The sequence below is a fragment of the Janthinobacterium agaricidamnosum genome (genome assembly GCF_003667705.1).
GTDB lineage: Bacteria > Pseudomonadota > Gammaproteobacteria > Burkholderiales > Burkholderiaceae_D > Janthinobacterium.
Map to the genome: position 1 here is coordinate 4,233,583 of NZ_CP033019.1, position 16,935 is coordinate 4,250,517.

Below are 16,935 nucleotides of genomic sequence, written 5' to 3' on the forward strand. Positions count from 1 at the left end.
CAGGAAAGCTACTCCATGTTTGGATTGATCACGCTGTTCATCCTAGGCTTGCTGATTACCGTCTTCGTGCTGGCATTGCAATACCGCAGAAAGGTGGCCGATCTGGAGCTGCTGACGGCGCGCCTGCGCAAGGAAGTCAACGGCATCCAGCAGCGCCTGCAAGCGCTGGAAAGCCAGGCCGACGCGCCAGTTGTCCCGCCCGCCGTAGAGAGTGTTGTGCCTGTGCCTGTGCCGGTGCCGGTGCCTGAGCCTGTGCCTGTTTCCGCGCCGACGCCGGTGCCGCAAGCGGCCATGACCGAGCCGGTCGAACTGGCAAAGGCGGCGCCGGCAGTGCCGGCGCCAGCCCCGCCCAAGCCTGCGCCGCCCGCCGCGCCGGCTCCCGCCAAACCTGTCCCCGCCGCCCCGAATACCCCGTCCTGGATCGCGCGCCCGGATGGCCAGTTTGCCAAGGCGAAGAACTGGCTGTTGACCGGCAACCTGGTCGCCAAGCTGGGCTTGCTGATCCTCTTCCTCGGCGTCAGCTTCCTGCTCAAATACGTGTCGGCGCAGGTCACGCTGCCCATCGAACTGCGCCTGGCCGGCATCGCGCTGGCCGACATCGCCCTGCTGGCCTGGGCCTGGCGCATCCGCGTCAAGCGTCCCGGCATCAGCTTGCCGCTGCAGGGCACGGCGCTGGCGATATTGATGCTGGTGACGTTTGGCGCCTTCCGCCTGTATGAACTGATCCCGGCCGGCCTGGCGTTTGCCGTGCTGTTCGTGCTGACGGCGTTCACGTGTTTGCTGGCCGTGCTGCAAAACGCCGTCTGGCTGGCCGTCTTCGGCATCGTCGGCGGCTTTGCCGTGCCCTTGCTCGTGTCGACGGGCAGCGGCAACCATATCGGCCTGTTCAGCTATTACGCGCTGCTCAATGCGGGCGTCTTCGCCATCGCCCTGAAACGCGCCTGGCGCGTGCTGAATGTGCTGAGCTTTGGATTTACCTTCGTCGTCGCCACCACCTGGGGCCTGCTGCGCTACACCCCGGACAACTACCTGTCGACGCAACTGTTTTTGATCCTGTTCGTGCTGTTCTATATCGGCATCGCGATCGCCTACTGCGCGCGCCAGGCGCCGCGCCTCAAGCATTACGTGGATGGCACGCTCGTGTTCGGCACGCCGCTGGCCGCCATGGGCCTGCAATACAGCCTGGTCTGGAATTTTAAATTTGGCCTGGCGTTTTCCGCCCTGGCCGCCGGTTTGACCTACACGGGGCTGGCCGTGGCCCTGTGGCGCAGGAACGGCTTCAAACTGCTGGCCGAAGCCTTCCTCGCGCTGGGCATCGTCTTCGGCACGCTGGCCATCCCGTTCGCCCTCGATGGCCGCTGGACGTCGGCCGCCTGGGCGCTGGAAGGCGCGGGCATCGTCTGGGTCGGCTTGCGCCAGCGCCAAACGCTGGCCTGGGCCTTCGGCCTGCTGGTGCAGGGGGCCGCGTGGATTGCCTTCCTCATCGCCATGCAGCAACTCAATACGGCATTGGCCCTGCAGGCCAACATCTGGCTCGGCTGCGCGCTGCTGGCCGCCGCCGCGCTGGTGATGGCCTACAATTTCCGCCGCCATGGCAGCCCCTTGCATCCTGAGTTCATGGCCAGCATGTCCGTGCTGTTCCTGACAGCCGCCACGGCCTGGCTGCTGGGCGGCATCTGGAGCGAAATCCTGCTGCGCACGGACGCCGCCACGCAACTGAACCTGCTGACGATCAGCGCGCTGGCAGTGGCGGCCCTGCTGGCGGCACTGGCGCGGCGCGAACAATGGCATGCGCCGCGCGCGCTGCTGCTGGCCGTGCAGGTACTGGCCGGCATGGTCATGCTCAGCCACGCCAGCTGGGCCTGGGACCAGCATCCGGCCAGCCTGTTCGGCGGTTCCTTCCTCAGCGCCCTGCTGCTGGGCGCCGCCGCCTTTGCCAGCGCCCGTTTCCTTGCGCTGCGCGCGCGCGGCGGCGACGAACTGCTGGCCCTGGTAGCGCGCCCCCTGCTGGTCTGGAGCGGCTTGCTGTGGTTTGCCGCCATCCTCGTGCCGCTCGTCAGCTGGCTGCTGCGCCTGATCGACGGCGACCTGACCATGCAGCCGCACGCGGGCGAACACTGGCTGGCGCTGTACCTGATCGCCGTATCCGTCACGACGCCCGTGTTCGCCATCCTGGCCCGGCGCCTGGACTGGCCGCAACTGCGCTGGTTGACCGTGGCCGCCTGGCTCGGCCTAGGCCTGTGGAGCGCCAACCTGCTGCTGGCGCTGTACCTGCGCGACTACCTGCCGACAGGCTTGAGCTGGCTGGCGCTGGCCTGCGCGCTGGCGGCCGGCGAATACCTGCTGCGGGCCTGGCCGCAAGCGGGCTGGCCACTCGACGTGCGGGCGCTGCGCCTGCTGCACACGCTGCGCACGGCCGCGCCATGGCTGATGCTGTGGCCCGTGGGCGCCATGCATGTCAGCACCTGGCTGGCACAGCATGAAGACAGCGTCAGCCCTGCCTGGGCCCGCTACTTGCCGGCCTGGGCCATGATGCTGGTACTGGCCTGGCTGATCCGCCGCTGCCGAGCAAACGCCTGGCCGGTGGCGCCGATTGCCGCGTGGTACCAGCGCACTCTGATACCGCTGGGCGCGCTGTGGTCGCTGCTGCTGATCGCCGCATGGAACGTCTTTGACGACGGCGCCATGGCACCGCTGCCCTACTTGCCGCTGCTCAATCCGCTGGACCTGAGCACGGGCTTTGCCGTGCTGCTGGCCATTGCCAGCTACCGTTTATTCCCGGCCGGACAGATCCCGCTGCCGCCCCTGTGGCAGGCGCGCTTGCCCGTCGTGGCCGCGTGCTTGCTGTATGGCTGGTTCAACCTGATGCTGCTGCGCACGGTCTCGCACTACCTCGGCGTGCCCTACACCTTTGACGCCATGCTGGCCTCGCAGTTCGTGCAAGCGATGCTGTCGCTCGTGTGGAGTGTCACGGCCCTGCTGCTGATGCGCCATGCGGCCCGCCAGCAGCGGCGCCAGCAATGGAGCATGGGCGCCGTGCTGCTGGGATTGGTTGTCTTGAAACTGTTCCTGATCGACCTGTCGAACGTGGGCGGCATCGAACGCATCATCTCTTTCGTGGGTGTCGGCTTGCTGATGGTCTTGATCGGCTACCTGGCACCTTTTCCCAAGGCTGCCGCGACAGCGCCGGCCGAACCGCATCCGGGAGCCGCATGAAACCCATATTGATCTGTTGCAGCCTGCTGCTGGCGGGCGCCGCGCTGGCCGCGCCTGGCCAGGACCGGCCGCATGACTATCGCTGGAGCATGCCCATCCAGTCGCCTGCCGGCGCGGGCATCGTGCAGCTATCGTTGCCCAGGGAAGTCTACCTGCACGCCAGCTCGGCCAGCCTGGCCGACCTGCGCCTGTTCGACGCCGACGGCAAGCGCCTGGCCTATGCCATCGGCGCGCCGCCCGCGCAATCGGCCACGCAGCGCACGAACATTCCAGCCCGTATCTTCCCCGTGACGGGCACGCCGGCAACTGGCGATGGCTTGCAAGGCATCGATATCCGCACGGCCGACGATGGCCGGCTGCTGTCGGTCAGCACGCGCGCCGGCACGGCAGCGGCGACGACGGCGCTGCAGGCGCTGATCCTCGACCTGGGCAAGCAAGCGCAAGACAAGCGCATCGCCGCCTTGCGCTTCACGCCGCCGGCCCGCACGGACAATTACAGCGCGCAAGTGCTGCTGGAAGTGAGTGATGACCTGAAGCAATGGGACGCCATCGGCACCACCACCCTGAATTGGCTCAGCAACAGCGATACGCAAACCCTGGCCAACGACAGCATCGCCTTTGCGCCGCGCGCGTTTCGCTATGCACGCCTGAGCTGGCAAGCGGGCGAACCGCTGGCCTTTGCCGCGATCACGGCGCAAGCCGTCAGCGAAACGGACATCGCCGCGCCGCGCGCCAGCGTCGTGCTGCAAGGCTTGCCCGGCAAGCAGGCGAATGAATGGCGCTATGCCACACCCCTCGCCATTCCCGCCGACAGCATCGCCCTGCAATTGACGCAGACCAATACGGTGCTGCCCGTGACCCTGGGCGTGTATCGTCAGAACAGCTATGTTCCCCGACACCGGCTGCACTTGCGCCAGCAGGCGCGTCCCGCGCAAGGCGCGTATTTCGATCCCCTGCTGAGCACGACGTTTTACCGCATCGGCCTCGATGGCAAGGAACGGATCTCGGGCGATCTGGCCATGCCCGTGACGCAGACTGGCGAATGGGTATTGCAGACCTCCACGGAACACCCGCTCGCTGACGGCAATGCACCCGCCTTGCGCCTGGGCTGGACACCAGCCACTGTCGTCTTCCTGGCCAGCGGCAAGCCGCCCTACCAGCTGGCATTCGGCAACAGCAACGCCGCCGCCGTCGCGCAGCCGCTGTCGCAGGTGGCGCCCGGCTTCAAGGCGGAAGAATTGCTGGCGCTCAAGACGGCCAGCACCGGCCCGCTCCAGACCAACGCCGGCGCTGAGGCCCCCCGCGCGTCAGCAAGGACGGGGCGCCGTGGCGCCTGGCCGCACTGTGGGCGGCACTGCTGCTGGGCGTGGCCGTACTGGGCTTTTTTGCGTGGCGCCTGCTGACGCAAATGAAAGAGGAACAAGGCAGTACGGACAAGCAGGAACATTAGCCGCTGAGCGCGGTACTCGCCGGCTCACTGCCGCAGCAGCGCCTTGAACGTCTGCGGCATCCAGGGACGTGCCGCCAGCATGAAGCTGATGGCCAGGCGCTCCTCGCCAGGCAGACGCGCGTCTTCCTGGTGCTGCTGCGAAAATTCCACCGCCACTTGCTTCAAGCGCTCCAGCAAGGCCGCCGTGGATTTCTTCGACAGCATCACGTTCACCAGGCGCAGCAGTTCCGTTTCGCCATCGAATTGCGAATTCAAATAGTCGCCATAGGCTTCCTTTTTGAAGTAGGTATGAATCGGGCCGTTCGGTATCCACGCAAACGTGCGCGCCACCAGCAGTTTGACCCGGTTATTCGGCAGCAGTTCCAGAAAACCGATCTTGTCGAGACGCAGCAGGTATTTCACGGCTTGCGCTTCGCTGATGTCGTAGATGGCGACGATCTGCTCCAGCGGCAGCAGGTTCAGGGCGGAGACGGCCACCACGAACAGCCGGGTGTCTTCGATGATTTCCTTTTCCTGCGCATACGTCAGGCCCGTGATCAGGGTGGGCGCGGCCTGGGCTGACTGCACGGCCAGCGCCAACTGCTGGAAATCGCTGCCGATGGCCACCAGGATCTGGTCCAGCCGCTGCAGGGTAAATTGCTTCTGCGAAAACATCCGCTTGACGCTGGCTTCGGACACGCCGATGCGCTGGGCCAGCTCGGCATACGTGACGGAACGCGCTTTCAACAAGCGTTTCAAGGCCTCGATCAGGGCGTGGGTTTGCGGCATGCACTTCCTTTATAAAAATAGCATTGATTCAGACGGCAAAAAAGTAGCGCAATACGCTACCTGCGGTATGCCTGCCCGCTACGAGTAGCGTTTTCATTGACCAATTGCCCACAGTCTACAATGATGGCGTTGCCACTTGGCACACTTGAAGGAGAAATACATGAAACGCCTGCTGCCCCTCTGCCTGTCCCTGTCGCTGCTGACGCTTTCCGTGGCCGCCCCCGGCCTGGTCCACGCCGCCGCCTCGGAGAACCTGTCGAATAGCTCGCAAAACCTCAGCCAGGGTTCCGCCATCGTCGTCGCCGGATCCATGTCGATGCTGGTCGCCTCCGGCCAGGTCGTCGTTGCCAGCGTGGAAACAGTGGGCGAAGGCATCGTCATCGTGCTGAAAGGCGCTTCCGAAGCAGGCGGCGCGTCCATCCAGATGAGCACGCAAGCGGCCAAGGGCCTGTCGCTGGCGGCCGGCACCGTGGTCAATGTGGTGGCGCTGTCCACCGGCCACATGCTGGTTCTTTCCGGCAAGGCCATCGCCTTCATCCCGAACGAATTGGGCAAGGCGCTGCTGCACCATTCCAAAGCGTAATACCGACAACAGGACCTCCATGAAACACATACTCGCCATGACCCTGCTGTGCGCCGCCACCATGGCGCCGCTGGCCCAGGCCAACTCCGATACCACCAACGCCTCCGACAACGCCAGCATGGCCTCGGCCATCGTGCTGGTCGGCTCCATGTCGGTGCTGGCCGCCGCCGGTGAAATCGTCATCGACAAGGTGGAAGACACGGCCGACGGCAGCGTGCTCGTGCTCAAAAGCGCGGCCACGGGCGCATCGTCCGCCGCCACGGCTTCCGTCAAGCTGAGCCAGAAAGCCATGCAAGGCCTGTCGCTGTCAGCCGGCACGGTGGTCAACATAGTGGCCGTCTCGACGGGCCATATGCTGATGCTGTCGGGCAAGGCCATCGCCTATGTGCCGAACGCGGCCGGCAACGCCATCCTCCACCATTCGAAAGCGTGAACCCCATGAAACGCCTGACCGTCATTGTTCTCAGCCTGGCCCTGGCCGGCACCGCCCATGCGGGGCGCTCGTGCGAGGAAAAGCAAACGGATGCGACCACCCTCGTGAAATCGATGGACCTGGCGCAAAAGACCCTGCAGGCGCTCGACGCCTCGGGCGCGCAGGTGGCGCTGGTGGCGCGTGCCGGCCAGGACCTGTCGAAGTACCATTTGCGCTATTCCCACATGGCGCTGGCCTGGCGCGACCACCCGAAAGGCCGCTGGCTGGTGGTACATGAACTCAATGAATGCGGCACGGCGCAGTCGTCGCTGTACAACGAAGGCTTGGGCAATTTCTTCATGGATGATGTGTTCATGTACGAAACGCTGATCCTGATTCCCGGCCAGGATACGCAGCAGCAACTGGTGCGCCTGCTGACCAGCAACACGCCCAAGCGCCTGCATGAGCCGCACTACAATATGCTGGCCTACCCGTTTTCCACCAAGTACCAGAACTCGAACCAGTGGGTGCTGGAAACCTTGGCCGCCGCCAGCAACGAGCCTGGCAAGATCGAAACGCGCGCCGAAGCGCAAGGCTGGCTGCGCAGCGCCAGCTACGCGCCGCAAACGCTGAGCATCCCCGCCGCCACGCGCCTGGGCGCGCGCATGTTCCGCGCGAATATCGCCTTCGACGATCACCCGTTCGAGCGCCGCATGATGCGCCAGATCGATGTCGTCACCGTCGACTCCATCGTGCGCTTCATGCGCCAGCGCGAACCGCAGGTGCAGGAAATCGTCGTGCGGAACTAAGGACGCTGCAGCAGGCGGAACAGCGGCCCCGTCAGCAATACCAGCACCACCATGCGCGCCACGTGAAACGCCGTGACGATGGGCACGCCCAACTGCAGGGTCTTGGCCGTCAGCGACATTTCCGCGATACCGCCGGGCGAAGTGGCCAGGATGGCCGTGCCCGGGTGGATGCCCAGCCAGTGCGCCAAGCCCAGCCCGAAAGCGGCCGCCAGCAGCAGCATCAGGACACTGCACAGGGCAACGCCGGCCAGGTAGCGGGGAGCGGCATGCAGGAAGGCGGGACTCAAGCGCGTGCCCAGGGCGATGCCGATGAACAGCTGGCCCGCGCGTATCATCCATTCTGGCAGGCGCGACAGATGGATGCCGCACGCCGTCAGCAGCAGCGCGGCCAGCAGCGGGCCGATGACCCAGGCATTGGGCAACTGGCCCCGTTTGAAGGCAAGGGCCGCCAGCACCGTGATGCCGACCAGCAGCGTCAGCCCGCCATAGTCGACCAGTGCGGCGCCCGGCACGAAGCTTTCATGCCCCGCGGCCAAACCATGGCTGCCCCAGTAGCGCACGCCGAAGGGAATGGTCGCCACCACCAGCATCATGCGCAAGCTGTGCGCGGCGGCGACCTTGCCCACATCGGCACCATGGCGCTCGCTCTGCACCGCCATCTCGGACGCGCCGCCGACAGCCATGGCAAAAAAGGCGGTGGCCTGGTCGACGCCGGAAAGGCGCCGCAGCAGCATGGCGCCAGACGCCCCCAGCGCCAGCGCGAACAGCACGGCGCCGGCGATCCACGGCATATAGAGAATGAGGACGGCCAGCACGGGCGCCGTGAAATACAGGCCCAGGGCCGTGCCGATGGCCCACTGGCCCGCCTCGCGCACGCGCACGGGGCAGGCCAGTTCGCGCCCTGCCAGGCGCAGTGCGGCCGTGGCAAACAGGGGGCCGATCATCCACGGCAGCGGCGTGTGCAGCCACAGGCAGATGGCGGCGCCCGCCAGCCCGGCGGCCAGCGCGGCAGCAAAGGCGCGCCAGCGCGGCCACCACGGCACCGTTAAAACACCCAGAGCTTATCGGCCGGCATGTGCAGCCAGTACTTGCCCGCGTCGAGCTTGTGGCGCGAATACGCGCGCAGGCTGATGTTCTCGGCGCCGCCGCGCTCGAACAGGCATTCCCAGCGGTCGCCCAGGTACATGCAGGTCAGGAGCGGCAGCTCGATGGCGTTGTCCACCTGCGTGGCGCTGATCTTCACCTCTTCGACGCGTATCATCGTCGTCACTTCCGTGCCCACGTTGGCGCCGCGCGCCACGCCCTGCATGGAGGCGCCGTCGACCAGCAGGCGCACGGCGCTGCCCTCGCGCTGCACCACCTTGCCGGGCAGGCGGTTGTTGCTGCCCATGAATTCGGCCGTAAACAGGGTGTCCGGCGTTTCATACATGCTTTGCGGCGTGCCCTGCTGCTCGATTTTGCCGTTATTGAGCAGCAGGATGCGGTCGGAAATGGCCATCGCTTCGCCCTGGTCATGCGTCACCATCAGCGCGGACAGGCCCAGGCGCACGATCAGTTCGCGCAGGAAGGCGCGCGCTTCTTCGCGCAGCTTGGCGTCCAGGTTCGACAGCGGTTCGTCGAGCAGGATCACGGGCGGGTTGTACACCAGCGCGCGGGCGATCGCCACGCGCTGCTGCTGGCCGCCGGACAGCTGATGCGGATAGCGTTCGCCCAAGTGCCCCAGGCCCAGCTGCGTCAGCACTTCCTTGATGCGCGCGGCGATCTCCGTGCTGCCCATCTTGCGCAATTTGAGGCCATAGGCGACGTTGTCGAACACGGTCTTGTGCGGCCACAGCGCGTACGACTGGAACACCAGGCCCAGGTTGCGGTGCTCGGCCGGCATCTCGAAATGCTGCGCGCCGTCGAAGACATTGCGCTCGCCGATCTGGATCGTGCCCGCCTTCGGGCTTTCCAGCCCCGCCACGGCGCGCAGCAAGGTGGTCTTGCCGCTGCCCGAAGGCCCCAGCAGGGCGACCACTTCGCCTTTTTGCAGGTGCATCGAGACACCCTTCAGTATCTGGTTGGCGGCAGCGCCCGTGCCATAGTCCAGGTGCAGTTCATTGACGGTCAATTCATTCATGATGTGGTCTCATTTTCTAATTAGTTATGCAACTTCACGCCGAAGCGCAGCGCGATGCCCAGGCCGATGGCCACCAGGGTGATATTGATGAAGGACAGCGCCGCCACCAGGTCGGTCGAGCCGCCTGCCCACAGCGATACCAGCATGGCGCCGATCACTTCCGTGCCCGGCGAGAGCAGGTACACGCCCGTCGAGTATTCGCGCTCGAAGATCAGGAACACCATCAGCCAGGCGCCCAGCAAGCCGTATTTGATCAGCGGCAGGGTCACGTCGCGCGTCACCTGGCCGCGGCTGGCGCCGACGGCGCGCGCCGCCTCTTCCAGCTCCGGCCCCACCTGCAGCAGCGCCGTGGAAATGAGGCGCATGCCGTAGGCCATCCACACCACCGAATACGCGAGCCACAGGGCGAAAATCGTCGAGCGCACTTCGCGCAGTACGGGGATCACATGGCCGCTCAGCCACAGGGCCACGCCGTTGTCCATGCCTTTCAAGATGCCGTCGAGCCAGGCCGGCACGAACAGGAAGACCCACAGGAACGACAGGCCGGCCAGCAGGCCCGGCACGGCGCGCGGCACCAGCACGCTGTAATCGAGCAGGCGCGTGATGCCGTCCTGCTTGCGGTGCATGGCCAGCGCGATGAAACTGTAGCAGCCGACGGCCAGCGCGCCGCCGACGACGCCGATCAGGATGGTGTTGACGATGCCGCGCACCAGCGACGGCTGGTCGAAAATGTCGCGGAAATGCTGCAAGGTCAAGACGTCGGCCAGGTGCACGCCCTCGCCCCAGTACTGCACGAAGGAGCGCAGCACGATACCCGTCAATGGCAGGATGATGGTGAAGATCAGCCAGCCGGCCAGCAAAGCGAACGCCAGCCACTTCCAGCGGCCCAGCGGCATGGCCTTGCTGCGCGCGCCCTTGCCCTTGATCGACACATACTTGTTGGCCGATTTCAGCAGCCAGCGCTGTATCATCACCAGCGGCATGGTCACCATCACCAGGCAGACGGCGACGGCGGCCATCAGGTGATACGACGGCGTACCGAGCTTGTTCGTCAGTTTGTACAGATAGGTCGGCAGCACCAGGTGGCCTTCCGGATCGCCGAGCACCAGCACCAGGCCGAACACCTCGAAGCCGAGGAAAAATACCAGCACGCCCGCATACGCCAGCGCCGGCATGATCATCGGCAGCGACACGTTGAGCATCACCTGGATCGGCGAGGCGCCGGCCACGCGGGCCGCTTCCTCGACGTCCGAACCCAGGCTTTTCAGGGCCGACGAAGCGTACAGGTAGACGTGCGGCACGTGCGTCAGGCCGGCGATGATGACGATGCTGGTGAAGGAATAAATATTCCACGGCACGAAGCCGAGCAGCTCCTTGGCCCAGATCGAATAGAAGCCCACGGGCCCCATCGAGACGACGTAGCCGAAGCCCATCACCATCGGCGACACAAAGATCGGCACCAGCAGCATCGGGGCCACCCAGCCGCGGCCAGGCAGGTCCGTGCGCACCATCAAAAAGGCCAGCATGCCGCCCAGCGGCACGGCGATCACGGTCAGACCGAAGGCCAGCATCAGGCCATTCTTGAAGGCCATGGCGAAATCGGGATCATCGAAGATGAAACGGTAGGAATCAAAGCCAAATTCGCGCACGGGCATGAAAAACGGCGCGTTCAAAAAGCTCTGGTAAAAAATCAGGAACAGCGGCAGGAAGATGGCGACCAGTGTGATCGCCACGACCACGCCGCGCGGCCAGTTCAGGCGCGACAAGGGAGAGCGCGACCGTGCAGGCAGCGGCAAGATAGCAGTTTGCATGATGAATCCAATGAATGAAGGGTGCGGCGTGCGCCCGCAAGCCAGGCTCGCGGGCGGCCAAGACGGCATTGGCTATTTTTACTTCTTGCCGGCGGTCTCTTTCCACTGCTTCAGGAACGCCATGCGCTTGGCAGGTCCCAGAAATTGCAGGATGATCGGGTGCACGGGAATCGGCTTGACGTTGGCCGCGCCGATTTCCTTGATCAGTTCCGCCGATGTCGTTTCGCCCGTGACGTCGGCGCGGATGGCGAACAGCTTGGCGCCGTTGGCGATGATGGTCTGGCCGCGGTGCGACAGGATGTAATCGAGCCACAGCTTGCTGGCGTTGACGTTCTTCGCATTCTTGTTGATGAACTGCACGCGCGACAGGATCAAGGTGTAATCCTTGGGCAGCACCACGCCGATCGACGGATCGGTCTTGGCGCGCACCAGGGCGTAGGAGCCGAGCACGTTGTAGCCGATCAGGTTTTCACCGGACGAGATGCGCTCCATCATGGTGCCCGTCGACGACTGCACGCGCACCTTGGCCGTGCCGAACGCGTTTTGCAGCGCCAGGAACTGCGGATATTCCTTCGCATCCTGCGCCATGAACATGAAGCCGACACCCGACTTTTCGATATCGTAGGTGGTGACCTTGTCCTTGAATTTCGGCGTGGCGATCAGCTTGACGAAGTCGTCGTGATTCTTCGGCACTTCCTTCGGATCGAGCAGGCGCTTGTTGTAGACGATGGCGGCCGGCTCGAACGTGGTGCCGTAGGCCTGGTCGTCCCACATGGCCCAGCCGGGGATCTTCGCCGCTTCGACCGACTTGTATTTCAGGGCGTAGCCGTCGGAGGCCAGGCGCATCTGCAAGTCCATCGCCGACGACCACATCACGTCGGCCGTATTGCCGCCGGCGGCCACTTCGGAAATGAAGCGGTTGTACACTTCCGTCGAATTCATGTCGTTGTATTCGACCGAGATGCCCGGATACAGCGCGCTGAAATCCTTGATCAGGGGCGCGGCGGCCTTGCTGTCGGTGGCGCTGTAGATCACCACCTTGCCTTCCTTCTTGGCCGCGTCGATGATCTTCTGGTAGTCGGCCGGATAACCTGCCGGCACCTGGGCGAAGGCGGCGCCGGTGGTACCCGCGAAAGCGGCTGCCAGGGCGATGGCGAGTATGGTCTTGGTTTGCATGGTTTGTCTCCGTCTGTGATTGTTGTATGGTTTGCTATTGGCTTCAGCGCATCAGGCCCAGTTCGGCGGCCTGCCTGGAATAGCGTTCGACCGCCTGGTTCACGTACTGCGTCAATTTGTCTCCCGTCAGCGCGAACGGATACATGCCCGCCTGCGTGCGCCACTGGGCAAACTGCGGCGTGGCCATGGCGCGTTCAAAACTGGCCACCCAGCGCTGGTAATCCGCTTCCGGCACCTGTGGCCCCATCCACACGCCGCGGATGATGGGCCACACCACATCGATGCCCTGCTCGCGCGCCGTCGGTACGCCGGCCAGCACGCCGGGCAGGCGCTTTTCCGACAGCACCGCCAGCACGCGCGCATGGCTGTCGCCCGCATTCAGGGTCGCTTCCGAGGTGTCGCCCGACATCACCTGCACGTAATCGGCCTGCATCGCCGTGAATATCTCGCCGCCGCCTTCCAGTGCCACGAAGCGCAGCACTTTCGGGTCGATGCCGGCCTTGCGCGCCACCAGCGCCATCTTCAGCCAGTCCTGGCTGCCGATGGTGCCGGACACGCCGATCAACACCTTGTCGGGGTGGCGCTTGAGCGCGGCGATCAGGTCGGCCAGGGTCTTGTAGGGCGAGTCGCTACGCACGGCGATCATGCCGTAGTCGGCGCCCAGCGCCGCCACCCAGCGCACGTCGCCCGTCTTGGCGTTGCCAAACTTGCCTTGCGCCAGGTTCAGCAGCGAGCCGCCCGAAAACACCACCAGGGTGTTGGCTTCGGCACGCCGGCGCTGCGAGCCCATCGAACGCCACGCCACCGCGCCGATGCCGCCGGGCAGATAGCTGATGCGCACCGAGGACGCGAACGGCGCTGCCGCCGCCGGATCGGGCTGCAGCAGCCCTTTCTGCGCCAGCTTGCAGGTCAGGTCCATGGCGCCGCCCGGTTTGGACGGCACCACGCAATCGACTTCAGGCGCGGCGGCTGTTGCCGGCGCGGGCAGCAGCGCCGACAACAGCAGCAGCGACAGGAACGCGGTGCGCGGCATCGTCATGCCTTAGAAGCGGTGCTGGATGCCGGCGATCAGGCCGCGCTGCGTGTCGCCGAAACCGGCATCGTCACGCGACAGGCTGACCAGCTGGTTGTGCTTGGCCTTGGCATAGGCGCCGGCCACGTACAGGTCCGTGCGCTTGGACAGGGCATAACGCACGCGCGCCACGTACATGATCGGATCGGCATTGAGGCTCGCCGCCACGTTTTTCACGTCCTGGTAGTAGACCACGCCCGTCAGGGTGATGACCGGCGTGGTCTTGTAGCTGACGCCGCCCCAGTACAGAGTGCCGCGCACGTCGGCCTTGCCGGCTGCTGCCGGATCGAGCTTGTAGTCGCGCGCCGCCGCCTGCACTTTCCACGGGCCGTCGTCGTACATAGCGCCCAGGTGGTACACGGTGGTCTTGTCGCGCGCGCCGCCGGCGATGGCATTGCCGTTCACCTGTTCATACGTGGCCAGCAGGCTGACGGGACCCGTCTTGTAGGTAACGGCCGTCGACAGCTTGGCGCTGTCCGAGCTGCCCGTCGACTGTTCGCCGAAGCCGTACGATGCGCCGTAGCTGAAGTCGCCCGTCTTGCCCGAGTACTTGACCATGTTGTCGAAGGCCGTCGTCATGCCATACTTGCTCGGACCCGTCGCGTTGGCCGAGGTGGCCCACGAATAGAACGGCGCATAGGCCATCGGATCGAATGGCAGCACGAAGTCGTACACGGTGGTGAACGAGCGTCCCAGCACGACGCGGCCAAATGCGCCTTCCAGGCCCACGTTGGCCTGGCGCTTGAACAGCGCGCCGTCGGCCGCGCCCGTGTCGACCAGGATGCCGCCTTCCAGATTGAAGACGGCTTTCAGGCCGCCGCCCAGATCTTCGCTGCCCAGGATGCCCCAGCGCGAGGTGTTCATGCCACCCGAACTGACTTGCGTCATCGAGCTTTTGTTCGGACCGGCGTTGCTGGTGTTGCTGATGCCGGCGTCCAGGCGGCCGTACAGGGTGACGTTCGACTGGGCGTGGGCGCTGCCAGCGGCGGCGAGTACCGCCATGGCGGCCAGCGAGAATGCAGTTTTCTTCATGTAGAGTGTCTCCCTTAGATATAGTTATTAGTGATATGCCTGATCAATTTCATGAATCAGGATCACACTATATGATCGTGATCCTTTCAATTCGCTTTCAGACTGACAGGTGTCGCCGGCCAGCCACAGGCAATACCAACAAATTCATTGCGGCCCCTGTCGGCGGCGTGCCGAGAGGCTTACACTGCACCAATTCAAACGAATGGCGGAGACCATGCGCATATTATTAGTGGAAGACCATCTGGAGCTGTCGCACTGGCTGGCAAAGGCCCTGCGCGACGCGCACCTGACGGTGGAGACCGCCCACAACGGCGCCGATGCCGACGCCCTGCTGCATACGCAGGAATATTCCCTGGTGCTGCTCGACCTTTCCCTGCCGAAGATGGATGGCCTGGACGTGCTGCGCCGCCTGCGCGCACGCGGCGGCACGCGCGGCAAGACTCCCGTCATGATACTCACGGCGCGCGGCGGCCTCGATGACAAGGTGCAGGGCCTGAACCTGGGCGCGGACGACTACATGGCCAAGCCGTTCGAACTGGCCGAACTGGAAGCGCGCGTGAAAGCCCTGCTGCGCCGCAGCCAGGGCAACGAAGCGCTCGTGCACACCTGCGGCGCCCTAAGTTTCGACACCGTCACGCGCATGTTCAGCTATGCCGGCGCCCCTTTTCCCCTGACGCCGCGCGAACACGCCGTGCTCGAAGCGCTGATCACGCGCTCGGGACGCGCCGTCTCGAAGGAAAAGCTGTTCGACGAAGTCTTCGCGCTGGCCGACGACGCCAACCTGGACGCCATCGAACTGTATATCCACCGCGTGCGCAAGAAACTGGAAAACGGCGTGGAAAGCGGTTCGCCCGACGGCGCCGTCATCACCACCCTGCGCGGCATCGGCTACCTGCTGCAGCCGCGCAGCGCGATGGCGCCCGCCGCCTCAAAATGACCGTGCGCGCCCCCAGCCGGCCCCTGTTCGAGCGCCTGCGCCGGCGCTGGGCGCAGGGCCGGCCGCTGGGCAGCCTGCGCAGCCAGCTGCTGCGCTGGCTGCTCATCCCGCTGGTCATGCTGGTGCTGCTCGATGCCGTTTTTGTCTACCGCAACGCGCTCGACGCGGCCGACATGGCCTACGACCGTTCCTTGCTGGCGTCGACGCGGGCGCTGGCCGAGCGCGTCTCCATCGTCAACGGCAAGGTCGTGGCCGAAGTGCCCTATGTGGCGCTCGACAGCTTCGAGACCGATACCCTGGGCCGCATCTACTACAAGGTCACGGGCATCAACGGCGAACTGGTGTCGGGCTACGGCGACTTGCCGCCCGTGCCGAAAAACGTGCCCCGTTCGCAGAATTATCCGGCACTGGTGCGCTTCTACCACGCCGACTACCACGGCAAGCCGATCCGCATCGCCGCCCTGCTGCAGCCCGTGTACGACGACTCGATGCGCGGCATCGCCCTGATCCAGGTGGCCGAAACGCTAGATGCGCGGCGCGGCCTGTCGAACCAGATCCTGTTCGACACCCTGATCTGGCAGGCGGCGATGGTGCTGGTGATGGGCGCCCTCGTGTGGTTTGCCGTGCGCCTGGTGCTGCGCCCGCTGATGCGCTTGAAAATGGAAGTCGAGACGCGCACCCTGTCCGACCTGTCCGACGTCGATCCCGCGCTGGTGCACAAGGAAATGCGTCCGCTGGTGAGCGCCATGAACGGTTCCATGTCGCGCCTGCAGCAGCTGATCGCCAGCCAGCGCCGCTTCATCGCCGACGCCTCGCACCAGCTGCGCACGCCGTTGACGGTGCTGAAAACCCAGGCCGAACTGGCCATGCGCGAGTGCGACCGCCAGGCGGGTGCGCCGCCGGACATCGCCGCCCTGCGCGACATCGTGCGCTCGATCGCCGTCACCACCGATTCGACCGTGCTGCTGGCCAACCGCCTCCTGACCCTGGCGCGCATCGAGCATGGCGGCGAAAACCTGGCGATGGACACCGTCGCGCTGCGCGATGTGGCGCAGCAGGTGGGACTGGAAATGGCCATGGCCGCCGTCGCCAAAAATATCGACCTGTCGCTGGAAGCGCCCGACGAAGCGCCCGTGCATGGCCAGGCGCTGCTGCTGCACGAACTGGTCGCCAACCTGGTCGACAACGCCCTGCGCTACACGCCACAGGGCGGCAGCGTGATCCTGCGCGTGCGCGCGGGCGGTCATGGAAACGAAACGGTGCTGGAAGTGGAAGACAGCGGCGCCGGCATCCCGCCGGCCGAGCGCGAACGCGTGTTCACGCCGTTTTACCGCGTCGGCGCGGCGCTCGAGAGCAACCCCGGCGGCGCGGGACTGGGCCTGGCCATCGTGCGCGACATCGCCGCCCTGCATGGCGCCAGGCTGGAACTGGCGACGGCGACCAATGGGCACGGCTTGAAAGTCAGCGTGCATTTCAGCGGCGCCGCATGAGGCGCCAGACAGATATGTCTTCGATATTGAATGTTGCATCAAAACAACAAGTACATTATT

Annotated in this window: 14 protein-coding genes; 7 read left to right on the plus strand and 7 right to left on the minus strand. The window is 65.1% G+C overall.

The window, feature by feature from the left end:
* Positions 1-15: 15 nt before the first annotated feature.
* A complete protein-coding gene (locus D9M09_RS19190; RefSeq protein ID WP_121670154.1) occupies positions 16-3,216 on the plus strand; it encodes a DUF2339 domain-containing protein in 3,201 nt (1,066 codons plus the stop codon).
* Positions 3,213-4,619: a DUF3999 family protein gene (locus D9M09_RS19195; RefSeq protein ID WP_121670155.1), complete on the plus strand. Its 1,407-nt coding sequence runs from the start codon at positions 3,213-3,215 to the stop codon at positions 4,617-4,619. The genes D9M09_RS19190 and D9M09_RS19195 overlap by 4 nt, the downstream gene beginning before the upstream one ends.
* 71 nt (positions 4,620-4,690) lie before the next feature.
* Here D9M09_RS19195 and D9M09_RS19200 read toward each other — a convergent pair whose 3' ends face one another.
* Positions 4,691-5,434 (minus strand): helix-turn-helix domain-containing protein, encoded by a 744-nt coding sequence (locus D9M09_RS19200; RefSeq protein WP_034785491.1) that lies wholly within the window; start codon positions 5,432-5,434, stop codon positions 4,691-4,693.
* Positions 5,435-5,594: 160 nt separating this feature from the next.
* On the opposite strand from D9M09_RS19200, the gene D9M09_RS19205 reads away from it, so the two are divergent.
* From D9M09_RS19205 to D9M09_RS19215, 3 genes are read left to right on the plus strand one after another with little or no spacing between them, the layout of a single operon-like run.
* Positions 5,595-6,017, plus strand: coding sequence for a hypothetical protein (locus D9M09_RS19205; RefSeq protein WP_121670156.1), 423 nt, complete (start codon positions 5,595-5,597; stop codon positions 6,015-6,017).
* Positions 6,018-6,036: 19 nt separating this feature from the next.
* Positions 6,037-6,450 carry a hypothetical protein gene (locus tag D9M09_RS19210; protein ID WP_162995752.1) on the plus strand — a complete coding sequence of 138 codons (414 nt, stop codon included), beginning with the start codon at positions 6,037-6,039 and terminating at the stop codon, positions 6,448-6,450.
* A 5-nt stretch (positions 6,451-6,455) separates the two neighbouring features.
* Complete coding sequence (locus tag D9M09_RS19215) at positions 6,456-7,238, plus strand: DUF2145 domain-containing protein (RefSeq protein ID WP_121670158.1); 783 nt, start codon at positions 6,456-6,458, stop codon at positions 7,236-7,238.
* Here D9M09_RS19215 and D9M09_RS19220 read toward each other — a convergent pair.
* The 6 genes from D9M09_RS19220 to D9M09_RS19245 form a co-directional block, all read right to left on the minus strand.
* Positions 7,235-8,281 carry an AbrB family transcriptional regulator gene (locus D9M09_RS19220; RefSeq protein ID WP_070290559.1) on the minus strand — a complete coding sequence of 349 codons (1,047 nt, stop codon included), beginning with the start codon at positions 8,279-8,281 and terminating at the stop codon, positions 7,235-7,237. The two genes, D9M09_RS19215 and D9M09_RS19220, sit on opposite strands and share 4 nt — an antisense overlap.
* A gap of 2 nt (positions 8,282-8,283) precedes the next feature.
* Positions 8,284-9,357 (minus strand): ABC transporter ATP-binding protein, encoded by a 1,074-nt coding sequence (locus D9M09_RS19225; protein WP_070311109.1) that lies wholly within the window; start codon positions 9,355-9,357, stop codon positions 8,284-8,286.
* Between the two features lie 20 nt (positions 9,358-9,377).
* The gene (locus D9M09_RS19230; protein ID WP_070219148.1) at positions 9,378-11,168 is read right to left on the minus strand and encodes an ABC transporter permease; all 1,791 of its coding nucleotides are present in this window, start codon (positions 11,166-11,168) and stop codon (positions 9,378-9,380) included.
* 78 nt (positions 11,169-11,246) lie between these two features.
* Complete coding sequence (locus D9M09_RS19235; RefSeq protein ID WP_070219147.1) at positions 11,247-12,344, minus strand: ABC transporter substrate-binding protein; 1,098 nt, start codon at positions 12,342-12,344, stop codon at positions 11,247-11,249.
* A gap of 43 nt (positions 12,345-12,387) precedes the next feature.
* A complete protein-coding gene (locus D9M09_RS19240) occupies positions 12,388-13,383 on the minus strand; it encodes a Bug family tripartite tricarboxylate transporter substrate binding protein (protein WP_070219146.1) in 996 nt (331 codons plus the stop codon).
* A gap of 3 nt (positions 13,384-13,386) precedes the next feature.
* Entirely contained in the window at positions 13,387-14,448 is a 1,062-nt protein-coding gene (locus D9M09_RS19245) for a porin (protein WP_121670159.1), read from the minus strand.
* A 214-nt stretch (positions 14,449-14,662) separates the two neighbouring features.
* Between D9M09_RS19245 and D9M09_RS19250 the strand changes: the two genes are divergently transcribed.
* Together D9M09_RS19250 and D9M09_RS19255 are read left to right on the plus strand one after the other, a co-directional pair.
* Positions 14,663-15,385, plus strand: a complete 723-nt coding sequence (locus D9M09_RS19250) for a response regulator (RefSeq protein WP_070219206.1) — start codon at positions 14,663-14,665, stop codon at positions 15,383-15,385.
* Positions 15,382-16,875: a sensor histidine kinase gene (locus D9M09_RS19255; protein ID WP_240453423.1), complete on the plus strand. Its 1,494-nt coding sequence runs from the start codon at positions 15,382-15,384 to the stop codon at positions 16,873-16,875. The genes D9M09_RS19250 and D9M09_RS19255 overlap by 4 nt, the downstream gene beginning before the upstream one ends.
* Positions 16,876-16,935: the final 60 nt, after the last annotated feature.

Coding starts and splice junctions, on each gene's coding strand:
- D9M09_RS19190 (WP_121670154.1), top strand. CDS start 16: ATGTTTGGATTGATCACGCTGTTCATCCTAGGCTTGCTGATTACCGTC.
- D9M09_RS19195 (WP_121670155.1), top strand. CDS start 3,213: ATGAAACCCATATTGATCTGTTGCAGCCTGCTGCTGGCGGGCGCCGCG.
- D9M09_RS19200 (WP_034785491.1), bottom strand. CDS start 5,434: ATGCCGCAAACCCACGCCCTGATCGAGGCCTTGAAACGCTTGTTGAAA.
- D9M09_RS19205 (WP_121670156.1), top strand. CDS start 5,595: ATGAAACGCCTGCTGCCCCTCTGCCTGTCCCTGTCGCTGCTGACGCTT.
- D9M09_RS19210 (WP_162995752.1), top strand. CDS start 6,037: ATGAAACACATACTCGCCATGACCCTGCTGTGCGCCGCCACCATGGCG.
- D9M09_RS19215 (WP_121670158.1), top strand. CDS start 6,456: ATGAAACGCCTGACCGTCATTGTTCTCAGCCTGGCCCTGGCCGGCACC.
- D9M09_RS19225 (WP_070311109.1), bottom strand. CDS start 9,357: ATGAATGAATTGACCGTCAATGAACTGCACCTGGACTATGGCACGGGC.
- D9M09_RS19230 (WP_070219148.1), bottom strand. CDS start 11,168: ATGCAAACTGCTATCTTGCCGCTGCCTGCACGGTCGCGCTCTCCCTTG.
- D9M09_RS19235 (WP_070219147.1), bottom strand. CDS start 12,344: ATGCAAACCAAGACCATACTCGCCATCGCCCTGGCAGCCGCTTTCGCG.
- D9M09_RS19240 (WP_070219146.1), bottom strand. CDS start 13,383: ATGACGATGCCGCGCACCGCGTTCCTGTCGCTGCTGCTGTTGTCGGCG.
- D9M09_RS19245 (WP_121670159.1), bottom strand. CDS start 14,448: ATGAAGAAAACTGCATTCTCGCTGGCCGCCATGGCGGTACTCGCCGCC.
- D9M09_RS19250 (WP_070219206.1), top strand. CDS start 14,663: ATGCGCATATTATTAGTGGAAGACCATCTGGAGCTGTCGCACTGGCTG.
- D9M09_RS19255 (WP_240453423.1), top strand. CDS start 15,382: ATGACCGTGCGCGCCCCCAGCCGGCCCCTGTTCGAGCGCCTGCGCCGG.